This is a genomic window from Streptomyces purpureus (genome assembly GCF_014648195.1).
Lineage (GTDB): Bacteria > Actinomycetota > Actinomycetes > Streptomycetales > Streptomycetaceae > Streptomyces > Streptomyces purpureus.
Window position 1 is genome coordinate 202,285 of sequence record NZ_BMQQ01000004.1, and the last position, 16,763, is coordinate 219,047.

General features: G+C 73.4%; 16 protein-coding genes. 6 read left to right on the forward strand and 10 right to left on the reverse strand.

Features of this window, described 5'->3' with window-relative positions:
- Positions 1 to 312: 312 nt before the first annotated feature.
- The gene (locus tag IEZ01_RS08020; protein ID WP_019885379.1) at positions 313 to 1,524 is read right to left on the reverse strand and encodes a pyridoxal phosphate-dependent aminotransferase; all 1,212 of its coding nucleotides are present in this window, start codon (positions 1,522 to 1,524) and stop codon (positions 313 to 315) included.
- Positions 1,525 to 1,608: 84 nt separating this feature from the next.
- On the opposite strand from IEZ01_RS08020, the gene IEZ01_RS08025 reads away from it, so the two are divergent.
- Positions 1,609 to 2,253: a winged helix-turn-helix transcriptional regulator gene (locus IEZ01_RS08025; protein ID WP_189200686.1), complete on the forward strand. Its 645-nt coding sequence runs from the start codon at positions 1,609 to 1,611 to the stop codon at positions 2,251 to 2,253.
- A gap of 35 nt (positions 2,254 to 2,288) precedes the next feature.
- On the opposite strand, the gene IEZ01_RS08030 is transcribed toward IEZ01_RS08025, so the two are convergent.
- Together IEZ01_RS08030 and IEZ01_RS08035 are read right to left on the reverse strand one after the other, a co-directional pair.
- Entirely contained in the window at positions 2,289 to 2,711 is a 423-nt protein-coding gene (locus IEZ01_RS08030) for a MerR family transcriptional regulator (protein WP_189200688.1), read from the reverse strand.
- A gap of 35 nt (positions 2,712 to 2,746) precedes the next feature.
- Positions 2,747 to 3,499, reverse strand: a complete 753-nt coding sequence (locus IEZ01_RS08035; RefSeq protein WP_189200690.1) for an SDR family NAD(P)-dependent oxidoreductase — start codon at positions 3,497 to 3,499, stop codon at positions 2,747 to 2,749.
- Positions 3,500 to 3,542: 43 nt separating this feature from the next.
- Here IEZ01_RS08035 and IEZ01_RS08040 point away from each other — a divergent pair, with 43 nt between their 5' ends.
- Positions 3,543 to 4,178, forward strand: coding sequence for a nucleoside/nucleotide kinase family protein (locus tag IEZ01_RS08040; protein WP_189200692.1), 636 nt, complete (start codon positions 3,543 to 3,545; stop codon positions 4,176 to 4,178).
- Between the two features lie 228 nt (positions 4,179 to 4,406).
- Here the strand turns inward: IEZ01_RS08040 and IEZ01_RS08045 are convergent, their stop codons facing one another.
- The 4 genes from IEZ01_RS08045 to IEZ01_RS08060 form a co-directional block, all read right to left on the reverse strand.
- Positions 4,407 to 5,300: a carbohydrate kinase family protein gene (locus IEZ01_RS08045; RefSeq protein ID WP_189200694.1), complete on the reverse strand. Its 894-nt coding sequence runs from the start codon at positions 5,298 to 5,300 to the stop codon at positions 4,407 to 4,409.
- On the reverse strand, positions 5,297 to 6,205 hold the full coding sequence (locus IEZ01_RS08050; protein ID WP_019885373.1) for a pseudouridine-5'-phosphate glycosidase: 909 nt from the start codon (positions 6,203 to 6,205) through the stop codon (positions 5,297 to 5,299). The genes IEZ01_RS08045 and IEZ01_RS08050 overlap by 4 nt, the downstream gene beginning before the upstream one ends.
- 84 nt (positions 6,206 to 6,289) lie before the next feature.
- On the reverse strand, positions 6,290 to 7,432 hold the full coding sequence (locus IEZ01_RS08055; RefSeq protein WP_229832780.1) for a hypothetical protein: 1,143 nt from the start codon (positions 7,430 to 7,432) through the stop codon (positions 6,290 to 6,292).
- Positions 7,416 to 8,363, reverse strand: coding sequence for a cysteine peptidase family C39 domain-containing protein (locus IEZ01_RS08060; protein WP_019885371.1), 948 nt, complete (start codon positions 8,361 to 8,363; stop codon positions 7,416 to 7,418). The genes IEZ01_RS08055 and IEZ01_RS08060 overlap by 17 nt, the downstream gene beginning before the upstream one ends.
- Before the next feature lie 210 nt (positions 8,364 to 8,573).
- Here IEZ01_RS08060 and IEZ01_RS08065 point away from each other — a divergent pair, with 210 nt between their 5' ends.
- Both IEZ01_RS08065 and IEZ01_RS08070 read left to right on the forward strand, forming a co-directional pair.
- On the forward strand, positions 8,574 to 9,389 hold the full coding sequence (locus IEZ01_RS08065) for a class I SAM-dependent methyltransferase (RefSeq protein ID WP_189200696.1): 816 nt from the start codon (positions 8,574 to 8,576) through the stop codon (positions 9,387 to 9,389).
- Positions 9,376 to 9,756: a cupin domain-containing protein gene (locus tag IEZ01_RS08070; RefSeq protein WP_019885369.1), complete on the forward strand. Its 381-nt coding sequence runs from the start codon at positions 9,376 to 9,378 to the stop codon at positions 9,754 to 9,756. Before IEZ01_RS08065 ends, IEZ01_RS08070 begins: the two co-directional genes overlap by 14 nt.
- 33 nt (positions 9,757 to 9,789) lie before the next feature.
- Here IEZ01_RS08070 and IEZ01_RS08075 read toward each other — a convergent pair whose 3' ends face one another.
- From IEZ01_RS08075 to IEZ01_RS08085, 3 genes are all read right to left on the reverse strand, one after another.
- Positions 9,790 to 11,031: an MFS transporter gene (locus tag IEZ01_RS08075; RefSeq protein ID WP_040875407.1), complete on the reverse strand. Its 1,242-nt coding sequence runs from the start codon at positions 11,029 to 11,031 to the stop codon at positions 9,790 to 9,792.
- Between the two features lie 729 nt (positions 11,032 to 11,760).
- Positions 11,761 to 12,291 (reverse strand): methylated-DNA--[protein]-cysteine S-methyltransferase, encoded by a 531-nt coding sequence (locus IEZ01_RS08080; RefSeq protein ID WP_189200698.1) that lies wholly within the window; start codon positions 12,289 to 12,291, stop codon positions 11,761 to 11,763.
- Positions 12,292 to 12,347: 56 nt separating this feature from the next.
- Complete coding sequence (locus IEZ01_RS08085; RefSeq protein ID WP_052185746.1) at positions 12,348 to 13,163, reverse strand: glycerophosphodiester phosphodiesterase; 816 nt, start codon at positions 13,161 to 13,163, stop codon at positions 12,348 to 12,350.
- A 398-nt stretch (positions 13,164 to 13,561) separates the two neighbouring features.
- Here IEZ01_RS08085 and IEZ01_RS08090 point away from each other — a divergent pair, with 398 nt between their 5' ends.
- Both IEZ01_RS08090 and uvrB read left to right on the forward strand, forming a co-directional pair.
- Positions 13,562 to 14,446, forward strand: a complete 885-nt coding sequence (locus tag IEZ01_RS08090; protein WP_189200700.1) for an MHYT domain-containing protein — start codon at positions 13,562 to 13,564, stop codon at positions 14,444 to 14,446.
- 89 nt (positions 14,447 to 14,535) lie between these two features.
- Entirely contained in the window at positions 14,536 to 16,665 is a 2,130-nt protein-coding gene (gene uvrB / locus IEZ01_RS08095) for an excinuclease ABC subunit UvrB (RefSeq protein WP_019885364.1), read from the forward strand.
- Positions 16,666 to 16,763: the final 98 nt, after the last annotated feature.

Consider the following 16,763-nt stretch of genomic DNA (forward strand, 5'->3'; position numbering starts at 1 on the left):
TATTGCTCCAGACTCAGCATCCGCCGCTCATCGCCGGACGACCGGGCCCGGGCCCGAAACGTCGAGTTGCCGGTTCAACTCCGGCCCGCGGAGCTCGATCTGCGGTGGTCTAAAGGTAGGACGCGACGTCATCATGCTGACCCGGACTCTTCACCGCGCCGGCGTGTGATTGTGAGCGGCACTGAAAGGGCTCGGGGGTTGGCTACGCCCCCGGGCCCGCTCCCGTTTCCGGGCCGGTCTCCGGGTCTCCGGGCCCGCTCTCCGTCTCCGGGCCGCTCTCGTTCCCGAGCCCCTTCCTGCCCCCCGGGGCCGCTACTGCCGGTACCCGCTCAGGAAGCGGCCGATCCGGCTGATCGCGGCGTCGAGGTCGTCGGCGTACGGAAGCGTCAGGATGCGGAAGTGGTCGGGGCGCGGCCAGTTGAAGCCGGTGCCCTGGACGACCTGGATCTTCTCGCGCAGGAGCAGGTCCAGGACGAACTTCTCGTCGTCGTGGATCTTGTGCACCTTCGGATCCAGGCGGGGGAAGGCGTACAGCGCGCCCTTGGGCTTCACGCACGAGACCCCGGGGATCTCGTTGAGCTTCTCCCACGCGCGGTCGCGCTGCTCGTACAGCCTGCCGCCGGGCGCGGTCAGCTCGCCGATGGACTGGCGGCCGCCGAGCGCGGCCTGGATGGCGTACTGGGCGGGCGCGTTGGGGCACAGCCGCATGGAGGCGAGCATCGTGAGCCCCTCCAGGTAGTTACGCGCGTGCTGCTTGGGGCCCGTGACCACGAGCCAGCCGGAGCGGAAGCCGGCGACGCGGTACGTCTTCGACAGGCCGGAGAAGGTCAGGACGACCAGGTCCGGGGCGAGGGCGGCGGCCGAGTGGTGGACCGCGTCGTCGTAGACGATCTGGTCGTAGATCTCGTCGGCGAAGACCATCAGGTGGTGGCGGCGGGCGAGATCGAGGATGCCCTCGACGATCTCGCGCGGATAGACCGCACCCGTGGGGTTGTTGGGATTGATGATGACGACCGCTTTGGTACGGTCGGTGATCTTCGCGGCCATGTCGTCGAGGTCCGGGTACCACTCGGCGGACTCGTCGCACAGGTAGTGCACGGCCTTGCCGCCGGCGAGCGTGGTGACCGCGGTCCACAGCGGGAAGTCCGGCGCGGGGATGAGGACTTCGTCCCCGTCCTCCAGAAGCGCCTGCACGGCCATGGAGACCAGCTCGGAGACGCCGTTGCCGAGGAAGACGTCGTCGACGTCGACATCCGGGACGCCGAGGGCCTGGTAGCGCTGGGCGACGGCGCGCCGTGCGGAGAGGATGCCGCGCGAGTCGGTGTAGCCGTGGGCCTGCGGAAGCATCCGGATCATGTCCTGGACGATCTCCTCGGGCGCCTCGAAACCGAAGAGCGCGGGGTTGCCGGTGTTGAGGCGCAGCACACTGTGGCCCGCCTCCTCCAGCGCGTTGGCGTGCTCGATCACCGGGCCCCGGATCTCGTAGCAGACCTCGCTGAGCTTGCTCGACTGCCGGAACTCCATGCGCGACGACCTCCCGAATGATGTGTTGCTTGGTTTTACCAAGCTCACGCTTGGAAAGTCCAACAACTTGTCTAGACTCCACGCATGCCACGTCAGCCGTCACGCCGCCGAAGCTACGACCAGTACTGCGCCGCCGCCCGCGCCCTCGACGCCGTGGGCGACCGCTGGACCCTGCTGATCGTCCGCGAACTCCTCGCGGGCCCGCGCCGCTACACCGACCTGCACGCGGACCTGCCCGGTGTCAGCACGGACGTGCTCGCCTCCCGGCTCAAGGACATGGAGCGCGACGAACTGGCCACCCGGCGCAGGCTCCCGCCGCCCTCCCCGGCGTACGTCTACGAACTCACCGACCGGGGCCGGGAGTTGATGCCGGTGCTGCGGGCGCTCTCCGGCTGGGGGGCATCGGTCCTCGACGGCCCCCGCCCCACCGACGCCGTACGCGCCCACTGGTTCGCCATCCCGCTGCTGCGGGCACTGGACGGGGTCGCGGGGGAGGGGGTGATCGGGATCGCCCTGGACGAAGGCGAGTTCCACGTACGGATCGGCCCGGACGGCCCCTCGTACGGCGACGGGCCCGCGCCCGCCCCGGACGCCCGGCTGCGGATGGACGCCCCGACGTGTCTGGCCGTCGGGCGGGGGGAGGTCTCCGTGGGGGAGGGGGTGCGGACGGGGCGTATCGAGCTGTCCGGGACCGGCCCGCTCGGCGCGGAACTCGCCCAACTCGACTGAAGCCGCACAGAAGCCGTACGGCTCGGAAGGACGGCTCAGGAAGCGGATGGCACGGGCTGCGTGGGCTGTACGGGGTTCGTGGGTTCCGCGAGCGCCGCGAGCTCCACGGGGTCGCCTGCCGCGTTCAGCGCCGCCGCCAGCCGGTCCCTGGCCTCCGTCTGCGCCGCGATCCGGGCGTCCAGCACCGCGAGGCGCCGGCGCGCGATGGCGAGCCCGACGGCGGACGGCGGCGCCACGGTCATGTCGCCGTCCAGGCAGACCCGGAACGCCGTCACGTCCTCCAGGGTGAGCCCGGCCTCCAGGAGGTACCGGATGTTCCGTACGCGGACGACGGCCCCGGCGTCGTACACGCGGTAGCCGTTGTCCGCCCGGGCCGATGTGATCAGCCCCGCCTGCTCGTAGTGGCGCAGGGCGCGGGCCGTCGTGCCCGTGGCCCGGGCCAGTTCACCGATGAGCACGCCGCCACCTCCGGCGGCCAGTAGACCACGCCGGATCACGCGACCAGCGCGCCCCCGTCCACGGACAGGACCGTCCCCGTGACGAACGACGCCCGCGGGTCGGCGAGCATCCCGATCGCCCAGGCGACCTCCTCCGGCCGCCCGATCCGCCCCTGCGGGGTGTGTGCCAACTGCCAGTCTCGTACGGCCGCGAGCTCCTCGGGCGTCAGACCGCGGTGCTCACCGATCGGGGTGTCCACCGCGCCCGGGGCGACCGCCACCACCCGTACGCCGCGCGGCGCGAGCTCCACGGCCCAGCTGCGGGTGAGCGTCTCCAGGGCGCTCTTGGTGGCCGGATAGACGGAGTTGCCCGGCCAGCCGCGCTGCCCGACCGCCGTGCTCACATTGACGACGACCCCGCCGGCGGCTTCCAGCGCGGGCAGCGCGGCCTGGGTGAGCAGGACCGGGGCGACGACGTTCGTCGCGAGGAGGGCGTGGACGGTCTCCCGGTCCAGGGTGCCGAGTGGGCCGCCGGTGGCGATACCGGCGTTGTTGACGAGGACGTCGAGGCGGCCGTGGGCGTCGAGGACCTGACGTACGAGCCCCTCGGGGTCATCGGTGACATCGGCGACCAGCGGCCGGATCAGCGGCTCGCAGTGAGCGGTCCGCGCCAGGGGCTCCGGGCGGCGCCCGACGGCGACGACGGTCGCGCCCCGCGCGGCGAAGAGGCGGGCGGTGGCCCGGCCGATACCGGTACCGGCTCCGGTGACGACGACGACCCTGCTGGAAGCGGTGTGGTTCGTGTTCATGGAGGTGATCCTCGAACCCTGCCGCCAATGGCAAGGTCAAACCATGCGATTCGAAGCGATCACCTGGGAGCGGATGGCCGGCGCCCTCGCCGCGTACGTCGACGGGCTGCGGCCGGGCGACGGGGGCCCCTGGCTGAAGGTGGGGATCGACGGTCCGCCGGCCGCGCCCGGGGCGGACCTCGCCGGACGCCTCGGTGAGGCGCTGCGGGTACGGGGCCGGTCGGTGGCCGTCGTCGCCACGGAGGGCTTTCTGCGGCCCGCGTCGCTGCGGTTCGAGTACGGGAAGGAGGACCCGGACACCTACTACTCCGGCTGGTTCGACACCGGAGCCCTGTGGCGGGAGGTGTTCGCCCCGCTGGAGCCTGGCGGCACGGGCCGGATCCTGCCGGACCTGTGGGACCCGGCCGCCGACCGCGCGACCCGCACCCCGTACACGGAGCTCCCGCCCGGCGGAGTACTGGTACTGCACGGCCCGTTCCTGCTCGGTCACTGGTTCCCCTTCGACCTCACGGCTCACCTGAGCCTGACCCCGGCCGCCCTGGCCCGCCGCACCGAACACCCCTGGACCCTCCCGGCCTTCGCCCGCTACGACACCGAGACCACCCCCGCCACCACCGCCGACATCCTGATCCGCGCGGACGACCCGTCCCACCCGGCGTGGTCCGGCCTGCCGGGGTAAGACGGGCGGAGCCCGGGGCGGGCTGCTCGCCGACGGGCGGCTGCGGGCGGAGCCGGGCGCGGCCGACAGCGGCCGGGAGCACCCCGGCCCGCCGACGCCGGGCCGGGAGCCCGGGGGCCGCCGGCCTGTCGCCCGGTCTGCGCCGACGCCAGCGCCGCGAGGACCCAGGCCGCCGCAGCCAGGCCCGGGGAGCTCTCCGGCCCCCGCCCACACTCCCCCGAGACGCCGCTACGCCCCCGTCGGTGGCCGGCCGCCCACCAGCGTCACCGCCTCGGCGCCCGCGCGGCAGCCGGCTGCCGCCGCTGTCGGGGCGTCCGCGCCGAGGAGGCGGGCCGCCAGGAACGCGCCGGTGAACGCGTCGCCCGCGCCTGTTGTGTCGCGGGCCCGCGCCGGCGTGCCCGGGACCTGGGTCACGACCTCCCCGCCCGCGGCGACCAGCGCGCCCGCCGCGCCCAGTGTCACCGCCACCAGTCCGAAGCGGCGGCTCAGCGCGGCCGCCGCCGCATGCGGGGTGGCCAGGCCGGTCAGGAGCCGGGCCTCGTCGGCGTTGGGGAACAGCAGCCCCGCCCCCTCCGCCGCCGCCAGGAACCGTTCGGGGCCCAACTCCTTGAGGAAGCCCGTCGAGGCCGGGTCCACACTCACCCCGATCCCCGCCTCGCGCGCGTGCCGCAGCGCGAGCCGCGCCGCCGCGCGGCTGACGTCCGCGAAGAACAGGTAACCCGACAGGTGGAGATGGGCGACCCCGTCGAGCAGGTCCGGGGACCAGTCCTCCGGCGCCAGCCGCAGCGCCGCCCCGCTGTCGGTCAGGAACGTCCGCTCCGCGTCCGCGTCGACCAGCGCGATCACCGTCGCCGTCGGCGCCGCCGGATCGGCGACGAGCTCCGGCCGTACCCCCGCCGCCCGCAGCGCCGTCTCGTGCCAGGCCAGCGACTCCGTACCGACCCGGCCGAGGAGCCGTACGTCCGGGGAGCCCGAACGAGCCGCCCAGCACGCGGCGTTGGCGCCCGCCCCGCCCGGCACCGTACGGATCCGCGCCGCCGTGTCCGTCGCGGGGGAGAGCGGGACACCGTGCCGGGCCACCACGTCGGTGACCACGTCCCCCACCACCAGCAGACCGCTCACAGCTCCGCCGCGATCGCCGCCGCCAGGCGTACGTTCCCCCGCACCGCCGCCAGGTTGGCCTCCAGGGACGCGCCCCCCGTCGCCCGCATCATGTACTCCAGCAGGAACGGCGTCACCGCCTGCCCCACGGTCCCCCGCTCCCGGCACTCCTCCAGCGCCTCCGCGAGCACCCTGTCGTGCAACGCCGGGTCCAACTGCTCGTCTTCCGCGACCGGGTTGGCCACGACCAGCGACGCGTACGGTCCGCCGAGCGCGTCCCGCGCCCGCACCACCGCCGCGGCCTCCGCGGGCGTCCGTACGGTCCAGTCGACCCGCTCACCCGAGGATGACAGGTAGAAGCCCGGGAAGAACTCGGTCCCGTACCCGACCACCGTCACCCCCAGCGTCTCCAGCCGCTGGAGCGTCGCCGGGACGTCGAGGATCGACTTCACACCCGCGCACACCACCGTGATCCCGACCCGGGCCAGCAGCCCCAGGTCCGCCGACTCGTCCTGGGTCCGCGTCCACTCCCGGTGCACACCCCCGAGCCCGCCCGTGGCGAAGACCCGCAGACCCGCGCGGTCCGCGAGGTACGCCGTCGCCGACACCGTCGTGGCCCCGCTCACCCCGGCCGCGAGCGCCGGACCCAGATCGCGGTGGCCCAGCTTCCGTATCCCGGGATCCCCGGCGATCCGCTCCAACTGGCCCTTGTCCAGGCCGATACGTGCCCGGCCGTCCAGCACGGCGATCGTCGCGGGGACCGCGCCGCCCGACCGGACCAGGCCCTCCAGCTCCTCCGCGACCGCCAGATTGCGCGGGCGCGGCAGCCCGTGCGCGATGATCGTCGACTCCAGGGCCACGACCGGAACACCGCCGGCCAGCGCCTCACGTACCTCTTCGGACAACACCACCGTGGTCTCAGACATGTCCCATCCCTGGCGCGGCCGACGGACCCGCAAACCTCACCGGCGCCGTCGCCGGCCGCCGCGGGCCCGATCACTCGGCCCGCCTCAGCCGCATCCCGGCAGCCCGGGCAGCCGGTCCGCCCGTACCACCTGGATCACCGCGCGCGACCCGTCGGCCTTGGCGTCGCCCTCGCTGAAGGCGACCGCCAGCGCCCCGCCCCGGGCCTGCGCGTAGCCGTACCTCGGAGTGATCCGCGTGTACGCCCCCGAGCCCAGGTCGAGCGCGTACGACGTCTCCGGCGTCCGCCAGGTGATCAGCCGGCCGGTGACCCGCACCTGGTCGACGCCGTCCACCGCGGGTACCCCGGAGACGGCCGCGGAGGGAGCCGCCTGACCCGGGCGCCACACCACCAGCCGTGACTCCGGCTCACCGGCCACCCACGCCCACGTCGTCCCGTCCGAGGCGACGGACCGTACGTCGCGCAGCGCCGCGACCGGAGCGGGCAGGGCCGCCGGTTCCAGGGTGGCGAGGGAGACGGCCGACAGCCGGGTCCCGCCGCCGTGGGCCTCCCGCCACACCAGCAGCTCCCCGGCGGCGAACGGGGCCTCCAGCACGCCCGTACGCACGGCCCGTGGCGCGCCTCCCGCCGCCGGAGCGGCGAAAACGGTCGCCTTCCCGCCGCCGACGCCCTGCGCCCAGAACACCGTGGAGTCGCGAAGCACCGGCTGGGGCAGCGGACCGGGCCGGTCCGCGCGGGCGAGCCTGCGCGTGCTGCCCGTCGTCGCGTCCCAGACGTACAGACTCCAGGGGCTGTCCAGGGTCCTTCCGTCCAGCACCCCGAAGACGGCGTGACGGCCGTCGAAGTCCGCCCCGAGGAGCTGGTGTTCGACCGGATCGGCGAAGGCCAGCAGTGTCCGGACCGGGCCGGCCCCGAGAAGCGCGGCGCTGCGCCGCCCGTCCCCGGTGAGCTGTACGGCCGTCCAGCCGGGCCCGGCCTCGGCCAGCACCGCGCGCGTGCCGCCGGGCGCCCGGACCTCGCCCGCGTCGAGCGCCGCGCGCCAGCTGCCGGGCAGCGGGACCTCGCAGGCGTCCGCCACCGCGCGCGTGGAGGGCGCAGGCGGCTCGGGCGGGGGCGGGCGCCGCGCCGACGAGCACCCGGCCAGGGCCAGGGCCGCCGCCAGGAGCAGGGCAGCCAGGGCCGGTCCGGGGCCCGTCGGCGCGAGCGTGTGCCTACCAGACGTATCCACGGCCCCCCATGATGGTGGTGATGGTGTCCGACGAGATCCGCGCGGACTTGGGCACCGAACCGGCCCACGAGATGACGCTCGTGCTCACCCCGCCCACCGGGTCCAGGTAGTTGACCTGACCGGCCGCCGTGTCGGTGTTGTAGCCGTCTATCGACACCCAGTGGAAGATCTCTATGTTCGGATGGCCGACGAGATGCGGCCCGCCGGGAACCTCCCAGGCGTTGCCCGCTATCGCGTAGTCCTTGTCGGTGTTGTAGATGATGTGCTGCTTGAAGTTGGCCTTGTCGGTGGCGGTCGGGGTGTAGGGCAGCGCCCGCGGTACGTACCCCGCCCCTGGCAGCCGTTTGTTGAGGGCGTCCGCCATGGGATAGCCGGTGGGGCTCGGGACGTTGATGTTGATGCCGTACCACGCGGTGCCGCTGGTGTTCGTCTTGAGCAGGGTCGCGGCGTCCCGCTGCGAACGGCCGGCCACCCCGTCACGCGCGGACTGGGTGATGACCAGCGTCGCCGGGCCGCACCAGTAGGAGGTCTGCTGCGACTGGTGCAGCCCTCCGGAGAGCTTGTACCCGGCGAGCGTCGACGACCGGCCGACTGCCGACGACTCGGCGAGCGTCGACTCGTCGAGGGACGCCGAGCGTGCGCGCGTGCGCTCGTACGATCTCGCCGCCTCGGCCTGCTTCGCGGCGTCGAGACTGCGCTGCTCCGGGGTGAGCCGCTGGACGCCGAGGGTGTCGTGGGCGGCCTTGTACGCGGCGCCCGGGGCCGTGGGGTCGGGCGTCGCGGCGGAGGCGGGGGCGCCGGCCGCCATGGCGAGCAGCGCGGCCGTGGCGGTGAGGGAGGCGGCGACGAGGGCCGCCCTCGGGGGCCGTGCCGTGGGAGGGGACTTCGGGAGCCGGGTGGTGGGGGGAGTCTGCGTGAGCAGGGGTGACATCGCACTCTCCTGTCCGAGTGAGGTGGGGGACTCGGGGCGAGTTTGACGGGTGCACGCCATGCCTGTCAGGGGTCCCGGGCCGATCCCGGCGACCAACATTGGGCGCACCAAAGACGCCGTCACCGACCTGCGCGGACACGGTTGTGCCGGCGGACGCCCCCGCCCGTCTTTCGGTCAACCGCGCGGGGTCGAGCGGGCTAGCGTGACCCCATGACGGACCACGTAGCTCCCTCGACTCGTCATTTCTACGACGAACTCGCCGCCGACTACGACCTCATGTACGCCGACTGGGGGGCGAGCGTCGGCCGACAGGGTGCAGCACTCGACCGGAAGGTTACGGAAGCGCTCGGTCCGGGCCGGTACGACATCCTCGACTGCTCCTGCGGAATCGGTACCCAGGCGCTCGGTCTGGCCGGTCACGGCCACCGGGTCAACGGCACCGACCTCAGTCCCGCGGCCGTCGCACGCGCGCGTGAGGAGGCCGCCGCTCGAGGGCTCCAGGCCCGCTTCTCCGCGGCGGACATGCGGGCTCTGCCCTTCCCCGACCGCTCCTTCGACGTCGTCGTGTGCGCCGACAACTCCCTGCCGCACCTGCTGACCGCCGAGGATGTCCGCGCGGCCGTCGGCGAGCAGCTGCGGGTGCTGCGACCAGGCGGTCTGCTGCTGCTGAGCACCCGCCCGTACGACGAGCTGCTCCGCGAACGCCCGCGCTCCACCCCGCCGGGCGTCCGCACCGGGCCCGGCGGCCGCGCGATCAGCTTCCAGCTCTGGCACTGGCACGACGACGGCGAGCACTACGAGCTGGAGCTCTTCCAGCTCCTTCCGAACGGCGCCACCTGGGCCACCAAGGTGCACCGCGCGACGTACTGGGCACTGCCCCGCGGCCGTACTTCGGATTTCGTCGCCGGGGCGGGTTTCGAAGAAGTCCGCTGGTCGGAGCCGGGGGAGTCGGGCTTCTTCCAGCCCCTCCTGACCGCGAGGCGCCCCGGCGGCCCCGCTACAGTCACCGGCCATGACGACACATGACCAGCTCTCCGCCCAGACCTCCGGCCGGCCGTCCTTCGCCGTCCACATCCCCGACGCGGAGCTGGAGCCGGAGCCCCTGGACCCCGAGCAGATCGTCTCCGGCGACCCGGTCGTCACCGGCAAGGTGCTCTGGGAGTCCGCCGACGGCACGCAGGTACGCGGCATCTGGCAGATCACGCCCGGCGTGGTCACCGACACGGAGGCCAACGAACTCTTCGTCGTCGTCAGCGGGCGTGCCACCGTCGCCGTGGAGGGCGGGGAGACCCTGGAGATCGGGCCGGGCGACGCGTGCGTGCTGCGCGAGGGCGACCGTACGACGTGGACGGTCCACGAGACCCTGCGCAAGGCGTACCACATCTCGCTGTAGGGCCCCGGAGGGGCGCTCAGGGCCCTGCGGTCCTCAGGCGCGGCTCGTGGCCCTGCGGACCGCCAGGGCGGCCAGCGGCAGGAGCAGCGCGGCGCCCACCGCGTTCAGCCAGCCGTAGCCCCCGTGCGCCACGATGAGCCCGGCCGCCACACCGCCCACGCCCGCCGCCGTGTTCATGGTCAGGTCGGACAGGCCCTGCACGGCCGCGCGGGCGGCCTGCGGCACCGAGTCGGTGAGCAGCGCCGAGCCCCCGACCAGGCCCGCCGACCAGCCCAGGCCCAGCAGGAACAGCCCCGCGGCGGTACGGGCATGACTGGGCCCTGCCGTACCGGCGAGCAGCGCGGCCAGCGCGAGCAGGCCGACGGCGAGACCGATCACCGACAGCCGGCCGAGCCGGTCCGAGAGCCAGCCCATCACCGGCGAGAACGCGTACATACCGGCGATGTGGCCGCTGATCACCAGACCGATCAGCTGGATGCCCGCGCCGTGGTGGGTCAGGGCGACCGGAGTCATCGACATGATCGACACCATCGCCGTGTGCGACACGGCGACCGCCACCAGCGCCAGCCGGGCCCGCGGAGACTCCCGTACGGCCGTCAGACCGGCCCGCAGGGAACGCGCCGCCGGGGATCCGTCCTCGGCCGGCCCGGCCAGCGCACGGGCCGTCAGCAGCGGATCCGGGCGCAGCAGCACGGCCACCATCACCGCCGAGATCAGGAACACCCCCGCCGCCCAGACGAACGGGCCCGCCGTCGCCGGGATCCCGAGGCCGGAGACCGTACGCCCCGCGGGCGAGGCGACGTTGGGCCCGAGGACCGCGCCGATCGTGGTGGCCCAGACGACCGTGGAGATCGCCCGGCCGCGCCGCTCCGGCTCGGCGAGGTCCGCCGCCGCGAACCGCGCCTGCAGGTTGGCGGAGGATCCGGCACCGAAGGCGGCCATGCCGACCAGGAGCAGCGGGAAGCTGCCGATCACCGCGGCGAGCACCACCACCCCCGAGCCGAGCGCGCCCACGAGGTAGGCGAGCACCAGGCCGGGGCGGCGGCCGCGGCTGGTCATCAGCGCGGCCAGCGGCATCGACAGCAGCGCCGTCCCGGCGACGGTGGCGGTCGGGGCGAGCCCGGCCAGCGCCTCCGTACCGCTGATCTCCTGGGCGAGGACGGCGGCCAGCGCGATACCGATGGCGACCCCGAGACCGCCCAGGATCTGGCTGGCGATGAGCACGGCCGCGATCCGCCGCCGCACGGCGGGCAGTTCATCGGCCGTGACGGCTATCGCGGGCTCCGCTGGCGGTCTGGCGTCGGCCGCGTCCGCGGCACCCCGAGATGTAGTCACCGAGGCAGTGTCCCAGCCCTTACGCCCCGAGAAAACGTCACGCCGGTCACGCGGCCCCGCCCCCGGTCGGACGCGCCCCTCGCCGCCGCCGGTCGGACGCGGCCCCTGCCCCCGGTCGGACGCGGCCCCTGCCGCCGCCGGTCGGACGCGGCCCCTGCCCCCGGTCGGACGCGGCCCCTGCCCCCGGTCGGACGGCGCGTGCCCCCGGTCGGACGGCGCGTGCCCCCGGTCGGACAACGCCCTTGCGCCCCGCCCCCGCCGCTGGACGAGGACCCTGGGCCCGCCCCCGCCCCGCCGGCCGAGGCTCCCACCCCCGCCCGCCGGAGGCGGTCCGCAGCCGGACCGGCCAGCCGTGCGGCCGGTCGAGGCGACGGCCGGCCGGGGAGTGCTCCGGCGCCGTGGCTCGGCCGGGAGGCCGGCCCGTCCAGGCGGCAGCGCGGTCGGTGCGCCGACGACGCTCGTCCAGGCGGCAGCCCGGTCGGTGCGGCAGCCCCGCCCAAGGCGCAGGCCGCCGAGTCCGCCCCGGCCGCCCGCCCGAGCTGACGCCCCGGCCGCCCGGTCGAGGCGATGCGCCGGTCAGAACAGCGGCGCAGGCAGGACGGCGCAGGCCGACTGGGCTGGGCGGTCCGCCGAGTCCGCCCCGGCCGCCCGGCCGGGCCGACGCCCCGGTCAGAACAGCGGCGCCGGCAGGACCCCCTCCAGGGCCAGCAGCTGCCGCTTCGTCTCCAGGCCGCCCCCGAAACCGCCCAGCCCGCCGTCGCTCTCGACCACCCGGTGGCACGGCACCACCACCGGCAGCGGATTGGCGCCCATCGCCGCGCCCACCGCCTGGGCCGCCGTCGGCTGGCCGACCCGGCGGGCCAGCTCGCCGTAGCCGACGACCGTGCCGTACGGCACGCCCGCCGCCAGCTCGCGCAGCACCTGCCGGTTGAAACCGGCCGTCAGGGACCAGTCCAGCGGCAGCGTGAACTCCTTCAGGCCGCCCGCGAAGTAGGCCGCGAGCTGGCGTATGGGCTCGGCCAGGCGGCCTTCCGCGTCCTCGACGAGCTCCCCGCCCAGCTGCGCCGACAGCCGCTCGAGCGACTTCTCGCGCACCGCCGCGTCGGCGTGGAAGACCACGCTCACCAGACCGTCGCCGGTCGCGGCGAGCAGCAGCGGCCCGATGTCCGTGCCGACCGTGGCCCACTCGATGCTCTTCATGCGGACCACCGTACGACCCGGCACCGACAACGCGGGCCGGTACGGCGCGGCAGGGCTCAGCCGGTGGCCTCCTGCACCACATCCGGCTTGTTCGTGATGATCGCGTCGACGCCGTAGCCGGCGACCCGGCGTGCCGCCGCCGCGTCGTTCACCGTCCAGGTGCTCACCTGGAGCGGCCACCCGTGGGCGCCCTTCAGCCGGTGCACCGCGGCCACGTAGGCGGCGTCGATCGTGGTGTGCGACGGATTGATCTGGTCCGTGAACCTGGCGTAGGCCGGCAGCTCGGAGACCTTCGGGGTGCCGAGGAAGCCGGTGACGACATCGGGGCGCCGGTCGTGCACGGCCCGTACGGTGTCGGCGCCGAAGCTCTGCACGACCAGCCGCTCCGCCACATGGTGCCGGTCCAGCCAGCCCCGCTCCCCCAGGACCCGCAGGGTGTCCCCTTCGATGCCCGGGTAGAGCTCCGGCTTCTTGATCTCCAGGAGCAGGTTCTGGCCGTTGCGCTCGACCCGGTCCAGGTACTGGGCCAGCGTCGGCACCCGCGCTCCGGCCCACCGTGAGCCGAACCAGCTGCCCGCGTCGAGCCGGGCGATCTCGGCGGCCGTGAAGTCCTTGACCTTCCAGGGGGAGCGGCCGGGGAAACGTTGCTCCACGTCCGTGGTCCTGGCCAGGCTCTCGTCGTGCATGACGACGAGCTGCCCGTCCCTGGTGCGCTGGACGTCGTTCTCCACCCAGGTGAACCCCATGACCCTGGCCTCGTCGACGGCGGCCAGGGTGTTCTCCGGGGCGTAGGCGGAGGCGCCGCGGTGGGCGATGACGAGCGGACCGCCCGGGGCGTCGTCCGCCTGGCGCTGGGCGCCGGCCGGCGCCACGGGGTTCGGGGAACTCGCCGGGGCCTCCGGCGGTGAGGCCGGGGCGAGCAGCACACCGGCGGTCAGGAGCGCGGTCACGGCACAGCCGGCCGCGGCGGTCACGGCGGCGGGGCGAACGGTCAAGGAAACTCCTCGCGTCGGCGTCACAGTCAGCGGATGGCCACGGAGAGTGGCTGGAGCTCGAACGGCAGCGGGGGCGGAGGCGAAAAGGAGGAGAAGAACAGGGAAACGATGATCGAAAACCCGTCGGGGGGCGTGCGGGACGCCCTACCGCGCAGTATCCCCGCCCCTACAGGGCCCCGCACACGTTGGCTTGGCGCGTCGCGGGCCATAATCTCGCCGGAACCACCGGCACACGACAGACCGGATCCGCGGCACAGGGACGGAGGGCATACGGCATGCAGCACGGCACGGTCGACGGCTTCAGCTACGGCCTGGTCACTCCGGTGGCCGCCTATCTCATGGCCTGCCTCGGCGGGGCGCTCGGACTGCGCTGCACCACCCGGTCCCTCCGGAACGGAGGGACGTTCAAGCCGGGCTGGCTCACCCTGGGCGCCACCTCGATAGGCAGCGGCATCTGGACGATGCACTTCATCGCCATGATGGGCTTCACCGTCGCCGGGGCGCCGATCAGCTACGACCGCCCGCTCACCTTCGCCAGTCTGGGCGTGGCGGTCGGCATGGTCGGCATCGGCATCTTCATCGTCGGCTACCGCGGCGCCACCCCGCTCGCCCTGATCACCGGCGGCACCATCACCGGTCTCGGCATCGCCACCATGCATTACCTGGGCATGGCCGGAATGCGGTTCCAGGGGCGGGTGGAGTACGACACCTTCACCGTCGTCCTGTCCGTGGTGATCGCGGTCGTGGCGGCCACTTCGGCGCTGTGGGCCGCCGTCTCCGTGCACGGCTTCCTGGCCAGCCTCGGGGCCAGTCTCGTGATGGGCCTCGCCGTCAGCGGGATGCACTACACCGCCATGGCCGCCGTCGACGTCCACCTCGACCCCGCCGCAGGCGCCGCCCCGGTCGGGGACTCCGCCCCCGGAGTCCTGCTGCCCATGCTGATCGGGCCCGTCGTCTTCCTCCTGCTGGCCGGCGTGGTGGTGATGTTCGACCCGCTCCTGGTCATGGGCGACCCGGCGCCCCGGGACCGCACCGCCCCCCGGCCCGGTCTGCCCGCCCAGCGCGGTCCACGTGCGTACGGCGAGCCCGCGAACTGGTCCGCCCGCCGCCCCGCCGGCGCCTCCGGCCGCTCCCCGCGCCGCGGACGGCAGCGCGGCTGACCGCTTCGCAGCCCGCCCGGGCCCATGCCGGGACGGGGGAGCGGGCCGATCCGGGCCCGACTGTCAGTGGGGGGTCGTACGGTGGATCCATGCGGCCCGTTTCCCAGATCGAACGCACGGTGGCGCCCTTCGAGGTCGTCAGTCCGTACCAGCCCAGCGGTGACCAGCCCACGGCCATCGCCGACCTCGAGCGACGCATCCGTGCGGGCGAGAAGGACGTCGTCCTGCTCGGCGCGACCGGCACCGGCAAGTCGGCAACCACCGCCTGGATGATCGAGAAGCTCCAGCGCCCCACCCTGGTGATGGCGCCGAACAAGACGCTGGCCGCACAGCTGGCGAACGAGTTCCGCGAGCTGCTCCCCAACAACGCCGTCGAGTACTTCGTCTCGTACTACGACTACTACCAGCCCGAGGCGTACGTCCCCCAGTCGGACACCTACATCGAGAAGGACTCCTCCATCAACGAGGAGGTCGAGCGGCTGCGCCACTCGGCGACGAACTCCCTGTTGACTCGGCGCGACGTGGTCGTGGTCGCCTCCGTCTCCTGCATCTACGGCCTCGGCACCCCGCAGGAGTACGTGGACCGGATGGTCCCCCTCAAGGTCGGCGAGGAGATCGACCGCGACCAGCTGCTGCGCCGCTTCGTCGACATCCAGTACACCCGCAACGACCTCGCCTTCACCCGCGGCACCTTCCGGGTCCGCGGCGACACCATCGAGATCTTCCCGGTCTACGAGGAGCTGGCCGTCCGGATCGAGATGTTCGGCGACGAGATCGAGGCGCTGTCCACCCTGCACCCGCTCACCGGCGAGGTCATCAGCGACGACCGCGAGCTGTACGTCTTCCCCGCCAGCCACTACGTCGCCGGCCCCGAGCGCATGGAGAAGGCGGTCAACGGCATCGAGCGGGAGCTGGAGGAGCGCCTCGCCGAACTGGAGAAGCAGGGCAAGCTCCTGGAGGCCCAGCGGCTGCGCATGCGCACCACCTACGACATCGAGATGATGCGCCAGATCGGCTCCTGCTCCGGCATCGAGAACTACTCGATGCACTTCGACGACCGCGAACCCGGCTCCGCCCCCAACACCCTCCTCGACTACTTCCCCGAGGACTTCCTCCTCGTCATCGACGAGTCGCATGTCACCGTCCCGCAGATCGGCGCCATGTACGAGGGCGACGCCTCGCGCAAGCGGACTCTGGTCGACCACGGCTTCCGGCTGCCGTCCGCGCTCGACAACCGGCCGCTGAAGTGGGAGGAGTTCCAGGAACGGATCGGCCAGACCGTCTACCTCTCCGCCACCCCGGGCACGTACGAACTCTCCCGCGGCGACGGCTTCGTCGAGCAGATCATCCGCCCCACCGGCCTCGTCGACCCCGAGGTCGTCGTCAAGCCCACCGAGGGCCAGATCGACGACCTGGTCCACGAGATCCGGCTGCGCACCGAGAAGGACGAGCGGGTCCTGGTCACGACCCTGACCAAGAAGATGGCCGAGGACCTCACGGACTACTTCCTCGAACTCGGCATCCAGGTCCGCTACCTCCACAGCGACGTCGACACCCTGCGCCGGATCGAGCTGCTGCGCGAGCTGCGCTCCGGCGAGTACGACGTCCTCGTCGGCATCAACCTCCTCCGCGAGGGCCTCGACCTTCCCGAGGTGTCTTTGGTCGCCATCCTCGACGCCGACAAGCAGGGCTTCCTGCGCTCCGGCACCTCCCTCATCCAGACCATCGGCCGCGCCGCGCGCAACGTCTCCGGCCAGGTCCACATGTACGCGGACACGGTCACCCCGGCGATGGAGAAGGCCATCGACGAGACCAACCGCCGCCGCGAGAAGCAGATCGCGTACAACACCGCCAACGGCATCGACCCGCAGCCGCTGCGCAAGAAGATCAACGACATCGTCGCGACCATCGCGCGCGAGGAGGTCGACACCGAGGAGCTCCTCGGCACCGGCTACCGCCAGGCCAAGGACGGCAAGGGCGCCAAGGCGCCCGTCCCCTCGCTGGCCGCCCACGCACCGGGGCGCGGCAAGGCGGGCGCCAAGGGCGAGGTGCGTGGCGACCGTCCGGCGACCGAACTGGCCGGGATCATCGAGGAGATGACCGAGCGGATGCGCGCCGCCGCGGCCGAGCTTCAGTTCGAGGTCGCCGCCCGGCTCCGCGACGAGGTGGGAGAGCTGAAGAAGGAGTTGCGCCAGATGAAGGAGGCGGGACTCGCCTGACGCACCGGCGGCCGGTGTGTTGCAAGACCGACACAAAAACGGACCGAACTTGCTGCGTTGTCGGTGCCCCTGCGTAGGGTGCTGCACAACCGCATGCG

Coding starts and splice junctions, on each gene's coding strand:
- IEZ01_RS08070 (WP_019885369.1), top strand. CDS start 9,376: ATGACGACACATGACCAGCTCTCCGCCCAGACCTCCGGCCGGCCGTCC.
- IEZ01_RS08080 (WP_189200698.1), bottom strand. CDS start 12,291: ATGAAGAGCATCGAGTGGGCCACGGTCGGCACGGACATCGGGCCGCTG.
- IEZ01_RS08065 (WP_189200696.1), top strand. CDS start 8,574: ATGACGGACCACGTAGCTCCCTCGACTCGTCATTTCTACGACGAACTC.
- IEZ01_RS08090 (WP_189200700.1), top strand. CDS start 13,562: ATGCAGCACGGCACGGTCGACGGCTTCAGCTACGGCCTGGTCACTCCG.
- uvrB (WP_019885364.1), top strand. CDS start 14,536: ATGCGGCCCGTTTCCCAGATCGAACGCACGGTGGCGCCCTTCGAGGTC.
- IEZ01_RS08025 (WP_189200686.1), top strand. CDS start 1,609: ATGCCACGTCAGCCGTCACGCCGCCGAAGCTACGACCAGTACTGCGCC.
- IEZ01_RS08035 (WP_189200690.1), bottom strand. CDS start 3,499: ATGAACACGAACCACACCGCTTCCAGCAGGGTCGTCGTCGTCACCGGA.
- IEZ01_RS08040 (WP_189200692.1), top strand. CDS start 3,543: ATGCGATTCGAAGCGATCACCTGGGAGCGGATGGCCGGCGCCCTCGCC.
- IEZ01_RS08050 (WP_019885373.1), bottom strand. CDS start 6,205: ATGTCTGAGACCACGGTGGTGTTGTCCGAAGAGGTACGTGAGGCGCTG.
- IEZ01_RS08020 (WP_019885379.1), bottom strand. CDS start 1,524: ATGGAGTTCCGGCAGTCGAGCAAGCTCAGCGAGGTCTGCTACGAGATC.
- IEZ01_RS08060 (WP_019885371.1), bottom strand. CDS start 8,363: ATGTCACCCCTGCTCACGCAGACTCCCCCCACCACCCGGCTCCCGAAG.